General features: G+C 66.0%; 12 protein-coding genes. 3 read left to right on the forward strand and 9 right to left on the reverse strand.

The genetic code is table 11. From position 1 onward, the window contains the following. The first annotated feature begins 13 nt into the window (after positions 1–13). Positions 14–799: a histidinol-phosphatase gene (hisN, locus tag BSY18_RS14745; RefSeq protein WP_054135046.1), complete on the forward strand. Its 786-nt coding sequence runs from the start codon at positions 14–16 to the stop codon at positions 797–799. Between the two features lie 85 nt (positions 800–884). On the opposite strand, the gene BSY18_RS14750 is transcribed toward hisN, so the two are convergent. From BSY18_RS14750 to BSY18_RS14760, 3 genes are all read right to left on the reverse strand, one after another. Next, positions 885–1,895, reverse strand: a complete 1,011-nt coding sequence (locus BSY18_RS14750) for a DUF6607 family protein (protein ID WP_069051938.1) — start codon at positions 1,893–1,895, stop codon at positions 885–887. A gap of 41 nt (positions 1,896–1,936) precedes the next feature. After that, on the reverse strand, positions 1,937–4,147 hold the full coding sequence (locus tag BSY18_RS14755) for a TonB-dependent hemoglobin/transferrin/lactoferrin family receptor (protein WP_069051939.1): 2,211 nt from the start codon (positions 4,145–4,147) through the stop codon (positions 1,937–1,939). Between the two features lie 201 nt (positions 4,148–4,348). Further along, a complete protein-coding gene (locus tag BSY18_RS14760; protein WP_069051015.1) occupies positions 4,349–4,795 on the reverse strand; it encodes a cupin domain-containing protein in 447 nt (148 codons plus the stop codon). 41 nt (positions 4,796–4,836) lie between these two features. Between BSY18_RS14760 and dapE the strand changes: the two genes are divergently transcribed. Continuing rightward, the gene (dapE, locus tag BSY18_RS14765; RefSeq protein WP_069051016.1) at positions 4,837–5,991 is read left to right on the forward strand and encodes a succinyl-diaminopimelate desuccinylase; all 1,155 of its coding nucleotides are present in this window, start codon (positions 4,837–4,839) and stop codon (positions 5,989–5,991) included. A gap of 114 nt (positions 5,992–6,105) precedes the next feature. On the opposite strand, the gene BSY18_RS14770 is transcribed toward dapE, so the two are convergent. The 3 genes from BSY18_RS14770 to BSY18_RS14780 all read right to left on the reverse strand — a co-directional run bounded on the left by BSY18_RS14770 (position 6,106) and on the right by BSY18_RS14780 (position 9,183). Next, entirely contained in the window at positions 6,106–6,666 is a 561-nt protein-coding gene (locus tag BSY18_RS14770; RefSeq protein ID WP_054135083.1) for a hypothetical protein, read from the reverse strand. Positions 6,667–6,799: 133 nt separating this feature from the next. Further along, positions 6,800–7,240, reverse strand: coding sequence for a TIGR01244 family sulfur transferase (locus tag BSY18_RS14775; protein ID WP_054135082.1), 441 nt, complete (start codon positions 7,238–7,240; stop codon positions 6,800–6,802). 167 nt (positions 7,241–7,407) lie between these two features. Continuing rightward, positions 7,408–9,183, reverse strand: coding sequence for an ABCB family ABC transporter ATP-binding protein/permease (locus tag BSY18_RS14780; protein WP_171900245.1), 1,776 nt, complete (start codon positions 9,181–9,183; stop codon positions 7,408–7,410). Between the two features lie 309 nt (positions 9,184–9,492). On the opposite strand from BSY18_RS14780, the gene BSY18_RS14785 reads away from it, so the two are divergent. Then, positions 9,493–11,310 (forward strand): tetratricopeptide repeat protein, encoded by a 1,818-nt coding sequence (locus BSY18_RS14785; RefSeq protein ID WP_171900246.1) that lies wholly within the window; start codon positions 9,493–9,495, stop codon positions 11,308–11,310. 739 nt (positions 11,311–12,049) lie between these two features. Here the strand turns inward: BSY18_RS14785 and BSY18_RS14795 are convergent. Genes BSY18_RS14795 through metX form a run of 3 tightly spaced genes read right to left on the reverse strand, consistent with a single transcriptional unit; the run spans position 12,050 to position 14,738 of the window. After that, the gene (locus BSY18_RS14795) at positions 12,050–12,976 is read right to left on the reverse strand and encodes an NAD(P)/FAD-dependent oxidoreductase (protein ID WP_069051020.1); all 927 of its coding nucleotides are present in this window, start codon (positions 12,974–12,976) and stop codon (positions 12,050–12,052) included. A 5-nt stretch (positions 12,977–12,981) separates the two neighbouring features. Further along, positions 12,982–13,572, reverse strand: a complete 591-nt coding sequence (gene metW, locus BSY18_RS14800; protein WP_069051021.1) for a methionine biosynthesis protein MetW — start codon at positions 13,570–13,572, stop codon at positions 12,982–12,984. Continuing rightward, positions 13,569–14,738 carry a homoserine O-acetyltransferase MetX gene (gene metX / locus BSY18_RS14805; RefSeq protein WP_054135038.1) on the reverse strand — a complete coding sequence of 390 codons (1,170 nt, stop codon included), beginning with the start codon at positions 14,736–14,738 and terminating at the stop codon, positions 13,569–13,571. The genes metW and metX overlap by 4 nt, the downstream gene beginning before the upstream one ends. Positions 14,739–14,828 lie beyond the last annotated feature (90 nt).

A 14,828-nucleotide genomic window follows, 5' to 3' on the forward strand; every position in this document is an offset into this window, starting at 1 on the left:
TAGCAGCATTCCCATGATCCACAGCAAAGACATAGCCCTCGCCGAAAGGCTGGCCGAAGCCGCAGGCGAAGCCATCCGCCCGTTCTACCGGTCCACCTTCACCACCGACCGCAAGGCCGATGCCTCGCCCGTCACCGAGGCGGACCGGGCCGCCGAGGCCGCGATGCGCGCGATCCTGGATGCCGAGGCGCCGCGCGATGGCGTGATCGGCGAGGAGTATGGCGAAAAGCCCGGCTCGACGGGCCGGGTGTGGGTGCTCGATCCGATCGATGGCACCACCAGCTTCATCGCCGGGCGGCCGATCTTCGGCACGCTGATCGCGCTGATCGCCGAGGAGTGGCCGGTGCTGGGCGTGATCGACCAACCGATCGGGCGCGAGCGCTGGGTCGGCGCGACCGGGCGCGGCACCACCTTCAACGGCAAGCCGGTCAGGGCGCGATTGTGCCCCGAGATCGAGGACGCGGTGCTCGCCACCACCAGCCCGCACCTGTTCAGCGACCATGACGCGATGCACTTCATGGCGCTCGCCAAGCAGTGCGACACCAGGCGGCTGATCTGGGGCGGCGATTGCTACAATTACGCGCTGGTCGCGCAAGGCAGTGTCGACCTGGTGTGCGAAAGCGGGCTCAAGCTGCACGATTTTGCCGCGCTGGTGCCGGTGGTCGAAGGCGCGGGTGGGCATATGTGCGACTGGAACGGCGATCCGCTGCACAAGAACAGCGACGGCCGCGTGATCGCGATGGGCGATCCCGCGCGGCTGGAAGACGTGCTTGCCGCGCTGGGACAGCACGATCATTGAAACATCATCCCCTGCCCCGCCATGTCCAGTGAGCAGGGCAGGGGAATGACGGCGCTCCACCCGGCAATGGGTGGAGCGCCGACCCTTATTGACCGGCGTTAGCGACCCGCTGTCCACCTGCCATCCGGGTATTGTCTTCGATCAGCTTGAGCGCTTCGGCCTTGGCCTTGCCTTCCGTCAACTTGCCCTCGACGATCTCGTCGGCCATCGTCAGCAGCCGCGCGCTGATCACGGTTCCGGCCTGCGCCTCTTCCTGGATGGCAATGCCGCCCTTGGTGGTCGCCACCTTGTCCCAGGCCGAACGCACCGCAGCCCAATAGCCCTTGGTCGCAGCCCAGTAATCGTCCGCCGCCTTGACGTTATAGCCGTCGAACCTGGTGTAGGTGTTCAGCACATACTCCTGCACGACGGGTTTGAGCGACCCCTCGTCGAGCCCCATCTTGATGTTGTCCTGCCAGTGAACCCAGCCATCGGGCGTGGTCTGGTGGCGGTTGATCGCGTAATAGCGGTCATACACCGGGTTACGCACCGCATCGCGGCGGGCGAGCGGACGCCAGGTCCAGTTGGACCGCCAGCGGCGCAGGCCACCCTGCTCCTCGAACTGGCCCCAGCCGGCATAACGCGGGCTGTCGTCAACCTGCCAGACGGTCTGTGACCAGCGGCCGCGGCGCATCTTTTCGGGCACGTCCTCCCAGGTCCAGGCATTGCGGTCCGAATAGACCAGCACCTTGGCGGGCTCATATTCCCAGTCCTGTCGCCAGTGCTTGGTGATATGCGGCTTGCCCTCGTGCTCGGAGACCAGAATGTGCTGCAGCACGATGCGGCGGCCGGTGTCCTCGATCACCCGCACCACCTCGTGACCGCCAGAGATCTTGCGGTCGAGCGGGGCATAGCCCTGTTGCCAGGGGGTGGCCTCCTGCATGTCGAAGCGCACCTTGAAGTTGCCCGCCATGGCAAGGATCTCGGCGCGGTCGGCCTCGAACACCGCAGCCTCTTCCTGCGCTGGGCGCTCGGCGATCGGCGGGTGCGCCAAAGAAGGTGCGGAGGCCAGCGCCAGCAGGCTGGCGGCGGCAAGAGAAACGATCGAAGTCTTCATCATCTGTACCCCTATTTCCGTATTGCTAACAATTTTGCGAATCAAAAGCGATAAGTCAACGAGACACTGCCGTTGCGCCCTGGCTGGGTGAAAGCGTCGGCGATCGTCGTGGTGCTGGCGAGGCCGCGGACATCCGACCACCAGGCGTATTTGGCGTTGGTGAGGTTGAACACCCCGCCGCGCAGCGTCACCGGCCCCAGGTTCACGAAAGCGGTGGCATCGAGAATGGTGAACGCGCCGGGGCGGAAGCACGACGGCGTGCACACCCCGGTGCTGCGCTCGTCGGACTTGCGCACGCTGTGCGTGGCGATCAGCTGCCCGCCAAACCGTCCCGCCTTGTCGCGCCAGCCGATCCCGGCGACCAGCTTGAGCGGGTCGACCGTGGCCAGCGGCACCCGCGTGCCCGCCGCAGGATCGATAACATCGCCCCTGGCATAGGAAATGGCCAGCTGGCCGGTGATGCCGTTGGTACCGCGCAGGTCCATCCGGGCTTCTGCCCCCTCCACCTTGACCCGGTCGAGGTTGATGAACTGGAAGATCGCGGGATTGGCGGGCGTGAAGCCGCCACCGACCACCTCCTGGCTGATGAAATCCTTGTACCGCGCCGAGAACGCCGTCGCGCTGAGGCTCACCGCCTCGCTGACGAAACGGATGCCACCCTCGATGCTCTCGCTGCGCTCCGGCCCCAGATCGGCGTTGGGCCGCGAGGTATAGCCCTGCCCCAGATTCTCGAAGAACTGGTTGACCTGGCTGGGCTCGGGCGCGCGGAACCCCTGCGCGTAGTTGGCGAACAGCCGCACCTCCTCGGTAAGCTTGAGCACCGCGCCCATCTTGGGGCTGACCCGCTCGCCCGACTGGCTGGTGGTGGCGAAGTTCGGCGGCAGCAAGGGATCGGCCTGCGGGGTGAGCTTGTAGTGATCGAACCGCAGCGCCGGGAACAGGGTGAGCGGCCCGACGCTGATCTCGTCGCCGAGGAACAGCCCGGTCAGCACATAATCGGTGACCGGAAACGCGCTCGATGGAAATACTTCGCCCGCAGGCGGCACGGTGCCGCCGCGCACGCCCTGCTGCCGGGTCCAGCTGGCATCGGCGCCAAAGACCAGCTTGTGCTGCAGCGGCCCGGTGGCGAACGCAGCGCGTCCTTCGGCAGCGAGCCCGTAGACGCGGTTGTCGAAGGTGTTGAGCCGGGTGCGGTCGGCCAGCGGGGTGCGGTCTTCCTGGGTGAACTGCCGGTCCTTGGCCGACTGCCAATAGGCACTGACCCGCGCCATCTCGAGCGTGCCCTCGCCCTCCCAGATCCAGTCGCCCGCCACGCGCCAGCGCTTGCCGGTGTCGCGCGCGACCAGATTGTCGATGGTCGCCGAGCGGCCCGAGAGCAGATCGGTGACCAGCGCATTGTCGAGATACTCGCCCGTCAGCCGGACCTTGTGCCCGCCTGCCGGGTCCCAGACGATGCGCGCGGTGGCGGCGTTGCTGTGGCCGTCCTGCGGATTGGGGGTGGTGCGGTTCGCACCCAGCACATCGTTGGTGCCGCGGTTGTCGAGTTCGTTGAAATCGCGGCGGCTGTAGGAGACCAACGCCGAGATGTCGCCGCTGCGGCCCGCGAGAATCGCGGTGTGCGCGAACTCGTCGTCCGCGCTGGCATATTGGCTGCGCACCAGCCCCGCGACCGCCTTGCCCTTGAGGATATCCTCGGGATCGCTGAGCGTGAAGCTGACCGCGCCAGCCAGCCCATCGCTGCCATAGAGCGCAGAAGCCGGACCGCGCAGGATCTCGACTGATTTGACGAGACCGATATCGACCGAATCGCCGCGACCTACGCTTTGCGCGCCGAAGCTGAAGCCCATCGGCACGCGCACGCCATCGACCTGGATCAGCACGCGGTTGCCGCCGATGCCGCGGATGGTGAAGTCCTCGTTGCCCGCTCGGCCCGTGCTGCCCAGCGCGGCACCGAAGCGCGCAGGCTGGCGGCGAACGCTGACCCCGGGCTCGAACCGCACCAGATCCTTGATGTCGGTGGCGAGTTCGTCGGCGATCTCCTCGTCGCTCTTCGACGAGATGGTAACGGGCGCGTCATCAATGGTGATCGGGGTGCGGGTTGCCGAGACGACGATGGTGCGACCATCGCTCCCGGCCTCGGCATCCGCGTTCTCGGTTTCGGCTGCGAGCGCAGAGCCCGGCTGCGCGGCAAAGGCGGCGCCGGGCGCGGCGCACAGGCCGACCAGCGCGACGGAACAGAACCAGCGTGTCATGAAATCCCCCATCTAATGCTATTGCTAGCGATTCGCATTAGCCTATGGCGTCTTTTCCTGCAGCGGTCAATATGGGCGGAGCGGAGGCTGCCGCAGGGCATGGCAACAGGATGCGCCACTCGGCACAGCAAGCGAGGTTACATCGGGAAAGAGTGCCAGGCGGTTATCCGCTGGCGAAGGCAGGTGCGAGGCGGGCGGCGATCAGAAGCGCTCGCCGGTCTTGCGGCGCTTATCGCCACCACCGTTTTCGTGCATGTCGACATCGGGATAATGGCACGGACCGTTGACGCTCTTGCCCACCACCAGGAACACGCAATCCACATCGCTCTCGTTGATCAGGCAATGGCCATTGCCATCGTTCTTGGGAAACGCAGCGACGTCCCCCGCCACCAAGGGCGTGCGCCCGTCATCGTCGACCAGCACCGCAGTTCCCGACAGGATCACCAGCAGCTCGTCCTCCTGCTCGTGCCAGTGCCGCTGCGCCGACCAGGCGCCGGGCTTGAGCACGACATGGCTGGCACCGAAATCGGTGAGCCCGGCGGCGGGAGACAGGCGGCGATACCAGCGCCCCTGCACGACATTGGCGAGGTGGTCGGGATATCCCGTGGCGTTGGTTTGCGGAACCGCTTGCAGGTCGACTTTGGGCATGCGGCGATGCTAATGCGGGCGCAGACAACAAGAAAGCCCCCATGACCGAAACCGCCACTCTCGCCGCTTCCCCGCTCGAACTTGCCAGCCGTCTGATCGCCTGCGAAAGCGTCACCCCCGCCACCGGCGCGGTGTTCGGCTGCCTTGAAAGCATGCTCGACCCCCTGGGGTTCGATGTCACCCGCTTCGTCTGCGGCGAGGCGCCCGACGGTCCGGTCGAGAATCTGCATGCGATCCGGCGGCCTGCGGGCGATGCGGGACGGCATTTCGCCTTTGCCGGGCATCTCGATGTCGTGCCGCCGGGCAAGGGCTGGGCCAGCGATCCGTTCGAGCCTGTGGTGCGTGGTGACCTGCTCCACGGACGCGGCGCGGTCGACATGAAGGGATCGATCGCAAGCTTCGTCGCGGCGGTTGCCGACATTCCGCGCGAGACCGGAACGATCAGCCTGATCATCACCGGCGACGAGGAGGGCCCTGCGGTTTATGGCACCCGCGCGCTGATCGACCTGATGCAGGCGCAGGACACGGTGCCCGATCTGTGCCTGGTGGGCGAGCCGACCTCGGTCTCGCGGCTGGGCGATATGGTGAAGATCGGGCGGCGCGGGTCGGTGAACATGTGGATTCGCGTGGCCGGCCAGCAGGGCCATGTCGCCTATCCGCACCTCGCCGACAATCCGATCCCGAAGCTGGTGTCGATCCTTGCCGAGATCGAGCAGGTGGTGCTCGACAATGGCACCGACTGGTTCCAGCCGAGCAACATCGAGACCACCGATCTGGCGGTGGGCAACCCCGCGCACAATGTCATACCCGCCGGGGCAGAGGCGCGGATTTCGATCCGGTTCAACGACTTGCACAGCGGAGCATCACTGATCGAGCTGATCAGCGGCATCGCCGGGGCGATGGGGGGAAGTGTCGAGGCGAAGATTTCAGGCGAGGCGTTCCTCACCCCGCCGGGCGAGTTGTCCAGCATGATCGCCGACGCCATACGCGCCGAGACCGGGCTCGAGACCGAGCTGTCCACCACCGGCGGCACATCGGACGCGCGCTTCTTGTCGCGGATCTGCCCGGTGGTCGAGTTCGGGCTTTGCAACGCGACGATGCACAAGCTCGACGAGGCGGTGGCGATTGCCGACCTGGACACGCTCGCGCGGATCTACCGCCGCGTGGTGCTGGGGGCTTTGGTGGGGACGAGCTGATCTTTCTCATTCCCGCGACCGCGGGAATCCCGCTTCTCCGTCAGCCTTGCGCAGAAGCGGGACCCCCGCGTTCGAGGGGGTGGCGGTATGGAACTGTGGTGAGAAGCTGCCAGGTCAGTGCGCGGCGTCGCCGCTCACCCATTCGACCCATTCGGGGAAGAACACCGGCGCGCGCAGCGACCAGCCGGGCGCGGTGGCGGCAGCCTCGCTGATCGACTGGAGCAGGATCTTGCGGCGGTCGGGCTGGATCTGCGGCAGCGCGGCCGCGGCGCAATAGGCCGATGGCAGCCAGGGCCGCACATCTGCGCCCAGCAGGCGTTCGTACAGGAAGCGGAACGACGAAAAGCTCTCGATCCGGCCCTGCGCCAGATCGAACGCCGCCAGCCGCACCAGCAGCGCCATGAAATGCTCGAACCCGTCCTCGTGCGGCGCATCGGGCACATTGCCGCGCAACAGCTTCAAATCCTGGTAGACGAGATAGTGCATGCGGATCGAGGCGGTTTCCTCGGCGTTGCGCGCCCAGCGCTTGAACGCATCCTCGCGCGCCAGCCCGATATCAAGCGCGCGCTTGATATAGCGCTGCGCCCCGGGCGAGAAACTTGCGAACTCGCGCAGTTCCGCCAGCGTCAACGCCGCCGATGAATTGCCCGATGCTGCGCCGGGATGGCTCGCCATGCCGCATTCTCCTTGCCTTTCCGCAAGCAGATGTGCCGCAGCGGAATGGGCAAGGTTGATCACAGCATGGTTAGGATAGGGTTAACCATGCTGTTTCAATCCTCCCCGAGCAGGCCGGGGGAGGATTTGTAGGTCACTCCGCCTGCCCCGAGAGCGCGTCGAGCATCGGACGGATCGGGCTGAGATCATAGCCTGCATTGGCGGCGACGCGGCTGAGCTCAGCCGGACTCCTGCCCTGCTTGGCCTGTGCCAGCGACCACAGAAGCGTCGAGCGGGTCCCCGAGCGGCAATAGGCCAGCACCTTGCCGCCGCTGCCCTCCGCCTTGCCCAGCGCCGCGATCATCGCATCGACCTGCGGGCCGGAGAACCCGGCATGGGTGACGGGAATGGCGACATAGTCGATCCCCGCCGCCTCGGCGGCCGCGGCGATGTCCGCGCCCTGCGGGGCCGACGGATCCTCGCCATCGGGGCGGTTGTTGATGATCATCGTCACGCCCTGCGCCTTGGCAGCGGCAACCTGATCGATCGAAATCTGCGGGGAAACCTCGATGGTTTCGGTCAGCGGAGTAAACATTTTCTGGTCTTTCATGGCGGAGGCGGCAGAGGCAGACGGGGCGGCGGAGAGCGAGGCGAGGATCGGCGGCATCTGGACCGGAGAGCGCTCGCCCTGGCTGCGGTCCTTGCAGCCGGGCAGTGTGGTGAGGCTGGCGGCCAGCATCAGCGACAGGGCAAGCGACCTTTTCATACCGTCTGTGCCTCTTCCTTCTCGCGCTCCAGCGCCTGGCGCTGCCACATCGCGGCGTAGAGCCCGCCCTTGCGGAGCAGTTCGCGGTGCGACCCCTGTTCGGCGACGCGGCCCTTGTCCAGCACGATGATGGTATCTGCATGGGTGACGGTAGACAAGCGGTGCGCGATCACCAGCGTCGTTCGCCCCTGCGCCAGCGACCCCAGGGTGTCGAGAATCTCTGCCTCGGTGGCGCTGTCGAGCGCCGAGGTCGCCTCGTCGAAGATGGTGAGCGGCGGGTTCTTGAGCAGCGTGCGCGCAATCGCGACGCGCTGCTTTTCGCCACCCGAAAGCTTGAGCCCGCGCTCGCCGACCTCGGTATCGTAGCCCTTGGGGAGCGATTCGATGAAGGTGCCGATCGCCGCGCCATGCGCCGCGCGGACGATCTCGTCCTGGTTCGCGCCCTCGCGGCCATAGCCGATATTGTAGCCGATGGTGTCGTTGAACAGCACGGTATCCTGCGGCACGATCCCCAGCGCCGCGCGCAGCGATCCTTGCGTCACCCTCGCGATGTCCTGCCCGCCGATCAGGATGCGCCCGCCTTGCGGATCATAGAAGCGGAACAGCAGCCGCGCGATGGTCGACTTGCCCGCGCCCGAGGGCCCGACGATCGCCAGCGTCTGCCCCGGCTCCACCTTGAAGCTGAGGCCGTGCAGGATCTGCCGGTCGGGATCATAGCCGAAATCGACATTCTGGAACTCGACCGAGGGCAGCGCGCTGTCCAGCGCCGGCGCGCCGGGGATGTCGACGATCTCGGCGGGCGTATCGATCAGGTCGAACATCGCGGCCATGTCGACCAGCCCCTGGCGGATCGTGCGATAGACCATGCCGAGCAGATCGAGCGGGCGGAACAGCTGCATCAGCAGCGTGTTGACCAGCACCAGATCGCCCACGGTGAACAGGCCCTGGCTCCACCCCCAGATTGTATAGGCCATCGCGCCCGCCATCATCAGGTTGGTGATCAGCGACTGGCCGACATTGAGCAGCGCCAGCGAGTTTTCGGACTTCACCGCGGCATTGGCATAGGTGCGCGCAGCATCGCCATAGCGCTTGGCTTCGCGCGCCTCGGCGGTGAAATACTTGACCGTCTCGTAGTTGAGCAGCGAATCCACCGCGCGGCCCAATTGCTTGCCATCGAGCGTGTTCATCGTCTCGCGCAAGTGGTTGCGCCAGTCGGTGACGATGCGGGTGAAGCCGATGTACAGCGCGACCATGGCCACCGTCGCCAGCACCAGGCCGATGCCGAAGTTGATCCAGAAGATCACCAGCACCGCGATCAGCTCGAGCACGGTGGGCGCGATGTTGAACAGCAGGAAATACAGCATCACGTCGATGCTCTTGGTACCGCGCTCGATGACCTTGGTCACTTCGCCGGTGCGGCGGGCAAGGTGGAAGCGCAGCGACAGCGTATGCAGCTGGACGAAGACGTTCTCCGCAAGCGTCCGCGTCGCCTCCTGCCCGACGCGCTCGAACACCACGTTGCGCAGATTGTCGAACAGCACCGATCCCAGCCGCGCCGCGCCATAAGCGAGCACCGCGGTGATCGCCACCATCGCCATGGTGGTGCCGTCGATGGTCATGCTGTCGATCGCGGCCTTGTAGGCAAAGGGCATCGACAGCACAGCCGCCTTGCCGAGCAGCACCATCAGCATCGCGCCGCAGATGCGCAGCTTCAGGTCGGGCCGGCCATCGGGCCACAGATAGGGCAGGAAGCGCGCGAGCGTCTGCCGCATCGCGGGCTGTTTACCGCTCGGAGCGGGAGATGCTGTGTGGAAGGACTGCATGTCTGTGCCTCGATAGGGTCGAACCCCCAAGGTTCCAAGCCCTCAGTCAGAAAAAGCAGCGATCTGGAGAGGTGAAACCACGTGTAACGGTGAAAAGCCGGGTTTCTTGGGCGAGACGCGGATTTTCATGTCACGTCCAATTGCAAAGTTACATTCAACTATATATCGTCTGTGTTTCACAAGTGCGGACATGATAAAGGTTCAGGGCGCTTCATCCGCAAGAAATGGCGACAGGCAACCCCGAAGGGACTGCATCACGTGAGCGCGCAACCTGACAGAATCGCTTTGCTAAGCGAACTGGCACTGGTGATGCAATCGCCCGAATTTGTGCGGTCTCCGGTCCTGCGCAGACTTCTCGAATATCTTGTCGATCAGACGCTCGCGGGCCATGGCGCGCGGCTGAAGGCTTACCAGATCGCGGTCGAAGGGCTGGGCCGCGATGACAGCTTCGATCCGCAAAGCGACAGCTACCCCCGCGTTCAGGTCGGGCGCCTGCGCAAGATGCTCGATCTGCATTATGCCGCGCTTACCCCCGACCAGGCGCATGGCCGCCAGCGCATCGCCATTCCCGTGGGCCATTACAATGTCGAGCTGCTGCCGCTGACCACGGTATCGCCCGAACGGGCAGGTGCAGGTCCGGCGGCGGCGGATCCCCAGACTCCGGCGAAAGGCGCTGCGCAGGCGGCCGATCCGGCAGCGGCAGCGACCCAGACGGTCCTGCCGACCCCGTCCTCGTCCGCATCCATGCTGCAGCCCGCCCCGCCACCGGTGCCGCAGGGAGTGGATCGCGGCTGGCTGATCTGGGCGTTGCCGGTGCTGATGCTGCTGGCACTGCTCTATGTGATCTGGCTGGTGGCGCGACCCGATGCGGCCGACCGCGATCTCGCACGGCGCGACATGCGCCAGCAGGTCGCACATGTCACGATCACCACCGATCCGGCTGCTGGCAATGACGATCTCGATACCGTCGCGCAGATCGCCGAGATGCAGCTGCAGCGCTTCGAAATGCTCGCTGTCAGCATGGGGTCGCATTCCGACAGTCCGGCGATGCGCGATGCCGCGCGCGAATATCAACTGCTGCTGCGCGGAGGCGGCCGCCAGCAGGGGGCCTCGCCCGAACTGCTGTTCCTCACGCTGCGGCATGGCGCCACCGGCACCACCTTGTGGTCGTACGAGCTGCCGCGCAACGGCAGCCGCCTGACCGCGCCGGATTTCGAGCAGGCAATCGGATCGGGTATTTCCGCCATCGCCCGGTCGGGCGGGCTGATCGCGCAGCACCAGCGCAAGCTGATCGGCGACGACACGAGCCCGGGCTATCCCTGCCTGATCCAGTATGATGCCTTCCGCCAGCAGCGCGATCCGGCGTTGCGCCCGGCGCTGGAAAAGTGCCTCGCCCGCTCGCTTGAGGCCTATCCCGACGAACCGCTGTTCCTGCAGGCGCAGTCCTATCTCGCGCTGTCCAGCCCGCAAGCCGGACGGCTGACGCCGCTCGTCCCCTCCAAGCGCGGCAGGGACCTGGCCGAGGCCGCGCTGCAATTCGATGGACGTTCGTCGCTGGCGCAGATCGCGGTGGCGCGCTCGGCGCTTGCGCGCGGCAATTGCCCCCGGGCGATCGCCTTTGCCCGCCGCGCGGTGGAGAGCAACCCGCTCGAGCCCGACACGCTGGGGCTGGCAGGCACCTTCCTGCTGTCGTGCGGGGACACGCAGGGCGCCGAGCCGGTGCTCGAGCGCGCGCTGACCATGAACAGCGAGCCGGGCGGCTATCAGATCGCATCACTGGTGATCACCCGCCAGCTCAACGGCAAGGTGGCATCGGCGATGGATCTGGCGATGCGTGCGGATTCGCGCGACAAGGCCACCCAGCCCAACTTCCTGCTTGCCAAGGCGCTGTCGCTGGCGGCCAATGGCCGGACGAAGGAGGCGCGGCGCAGCTGGGGCGAGCTGGAAAAGCTGGTGGGGGTCAATCCCGGCACGCCCGCCCCGGACATCCTCGCGCGCTTTGCCATTTCGCAATTTTTCAGCCGGCGCATGGTCTCCGAAGCCGAACGCGTCGGCCTGATCGCACCTGCAGCCTGACCCGCGAAGCGCGAAGCGCGAGCAGCAATCCTGATTAATGGGAAATTTCCCCAACTGTCAGCATCCGTTCATCTCGCAAAAACTCTGCTTCACAGTCAAGGCACTGATTTAGCTTTGTTTTTCAAACTGGCACGCCCTGTGCAATGTGTCTGGCATCTCCGGCCAACCCGGTCGGAACCGACAGAAACACATGAAAGGACGTACCCATGACCATCTTCACCGCCGCCCAGAGCCAGCTGATCGCCGCCGCTCTCGCCATCGTCTGCTCCAGCGTCTTCATCGCTGCCAGCGTCATCCCCGGCGCGATCGTCTGATCCGCGCACACCTCCACAACCCCATTATTTGAAAAGGACATTCTCATGAACATTCTCGCAACCGCTCTCGCCACGATCTGCTCTGCCGTTCTGATCGCCACCAGCGTCCTGCCCGGCATGATCGTCTGAACCACCCACACTTCCACTCACCAGATACAAGGAAATCCCGTCATGAACCTGATCGCTACCCTGCTCGCTGCCGTCTCGTCCTTCGTGCTCATCGCAGCCAGCATCGGCCCCGGAACGATCGTCTGATCGCCCGCAGGATCAATCCCGCACAAATCGTCAAGGAATATCCCATGTTTATCGCCGGTCTTGAAAGCATCCAGGGTCAGTTGTTCACCACCGTTGTGGCGATCGTGACCTCGTCGATGTTCATTGCCGCCAGCCTGGCGCCCAGCGCGATCGTCTGAGCCGAAGCGCGCTCAGCCCGATACGACGAGCGCCGCGAGCGCGCGGCCAGAGGCCCAGGCACTCTCGATCCGGGGCCCGACCAGCCAGTCGCCGCACAGCCCCAGCGATCCATCCCACAACGCCGTCCTGCCTGCAGAGCCCGACATTGCATAGCGCCAACGGTGCGCCTGCACCGATAGGGTCGCAGGCAACGCGCCACCGGCCATTGCTGCAAGCTCTGCCAGCAGCAGCGTGCTGACCGCCTCGGCTTCGTCTTCCAGATGCGCCGCCGACCAGTCGGGCGAACCCTGCACCACCCAGCTTTCCGGCCCGGTCCGTCCCGGCTTGGCGCTGTTGCGCGCCGCCCAGCCGATCGCACCGCGGGTGCGCAGACAATCGTCCGCGATGGCGACCGGCGCATCGAATGCGGCCATCACCGTCCAGCAGGGCTGAGAGTGCGTTGCTTGCGCCAGCTCCGCCCAATCGGGCTGATGCACCGCCACCAGATCCGCCACCTGCTCTGCCGGAACCGCGACGATCACCGCATCGGCGGTCTCCGCGCCCTCGGAATGAATGAGGCTCCACCCGTTCACCTCGCGCGCAATGCTTTCGATCCGGCAGGTCCAGCGCACGTTATGGTCCGCAGCCAGCGCCTTGATGATCGCGTTCATCCCCGGCGTACCGACCCAGGCATCCGCGCCCGCAGCCGGCCAGCGCGCCGCGGACCCGCCTGCCTGCCAGCGGGCCACCTCGGCGGCAAAGTCCGGATCGCGCGCGGTGAAATATTGCGCGCCATGGTCGAAGAACGCCATTCCCAGCGCGGTCTCGGTGCGGCGGGTCGACATCCGCCCGCCCGGGCCGCGCGCCTTGTCGAACAGCGCAATTTCGTGCCCGGCGTGCTTCAGCGCGCCTGCCGCGGTCAGCCCGGCCAGCCCCGCTCCAATGATCGCGATCTTCATGTCGGTTATCTCCGCAGCAGAAACACGGCGTGTTCGGCGAGCAGATTGGCCATGCCGCGCGAGGTCTGCTGGTCGCCCGAGAGGAACCATTCGCCATCGCAGGTCCAGCCGCGCTGCGCGATCAGCTCGCGGAAATCGTCGATGGTGACATGGTGGATGTTGGGGGTTTCATACCAGGCTTCGGGGATCAGCCGGGTGACCGGCATCCGTCCCTGGGTGAGCAGCGACATGCGGATGCGCCAGTGCGCGAAATTGGGGAAGCTGACGAACGCCTGCCGCCCGATGCGCAACAGCTCTTCGAGCACCTTGTGCGGCGCGCGCGCGGTCTGCAGCGTCTGGCTGAGAATCGCATAATCGACGCTGTCGGACGGATAGTCGACCAGATCGGTATCGGCATCGCCCTGGATCACCGAGAGCCCGCGGGTCACCGCCGCGCTGACGTTCGCCGGGTTCAGCTCCAGCCCGCGCGCGCGCACCTGGCGGCTGTCGCGCAGCGCCGCCATCAGCGCGCCGTCGCCGCAGCCGACATCGAGCACCCGCGCGCCCGGGGTCACATTGTCGGCGATGATCCGCAAGTCCGGGCGCAGGCCGGTCACGTCGAAGCTCCGGCGCGCAAGAAGCCGTCGACGATCCGGTTCATCTCGGGGCATTCGAGCAGGAACGCATCATGGCCGAAGGGCGAGGACAGCTCGACAAAGCTCACCTCGGCGCCCGCAGCATTGAGCGCGTGAACGATGCGCCGCGATTCGGCGGTGGGATAAAGCCAGTCGGTGTCGAAGCTGATCAGGCAGAAGCGCGTTTTCGTCCCCATGAACGCGCGCGCCAGCACGCCGTCATACGGCAGCGCGAGATCATAATAGTCCATCGCGCGGGTGATGTAGAGATAGCTGTTGGCATCGAACCGGTCGACGAAGCTGATCCCCTGGTGGCGCAGATAGCTCTGTATCTGGAAATCGGCATCGAAGCCGAAGCTGCTGCCCCCCGTCTGATTGGCGCAATCCTGGCCGGTCTTGTCCTGCAGCCTGCGCCCGAACTTCTCGGTCAGACCCGCTTCGGACAGATAGGTGATGTGCGCCGCCATCCGCGCGACCGCGAGCCCCGATGCGGGCACATCCCCATCGGCATAATAGGCCCCCTTGCGCCAGCGCGGATCGGCCATGATCGCCTGGCGCCCGACCTCGTGGAACGCGATATTCTGCGCCGAATGCCGCGCGGTAGAGGCGATGACGAGCGCGGCGCGCACCCGGTCGGGGTACAGCACCGGCCAGCTCAGCGCCTGCATGCCCCCCATCGACCCGCCGATGACGGCCGCGAGCGTTTCGATGCCCAGATAATCGAGCAGCAGCGCCTGCGCGCGCACCATGTCGGCGATCGACAGCACCGGAAAATCCATGCCCCAGGGCTCGCCGGTCGCGGGGTTGACCGTCGCGGGCCCCGACGAGCCCATGCAACTGCCGATGACATTGGCGCACACGATGAAATCACGCGCGGGATCGACCGGCTTGCCTGGACCCACCAGCCGCTGCCACCAGCCGGGCTTGCCGGTGATCGGGTGGGTCGACGCGACATATTGATCGCCGGTGAGCGCATGGCAGATCAGCACCGCGTTGCTCTTGTCCGCGTTCAGCGTGCCATAGCTTTCATAGGCGATCTCGACCGGCGCCAGCGCCGCGCCGCAATCGAGCGGCAGCGGACCGAGCAAAGTCACCCGCCGGTCCAGCCCGAAACGGGCGTCATCAAGGGGAGCAGAAGCGCTGGCCATGGCCCGTGCGATTGGCGGCAAGGTGGGCGGCTGTCAATGGGGGGAGGATTGGAACGAAGCGGTGGCGCCAAACCACCCTCGTAACCCTGA

It is taken from the genome of Blastomonas sp. RAC04 (genome assembly GCF_001713435.1).
GTDB lineage: Bacteria > Pseudomonadota > Alphaproteobacteria > Sphingomonadales > Sphingomonadaceae > Blastomonas > Blastomonas fulva.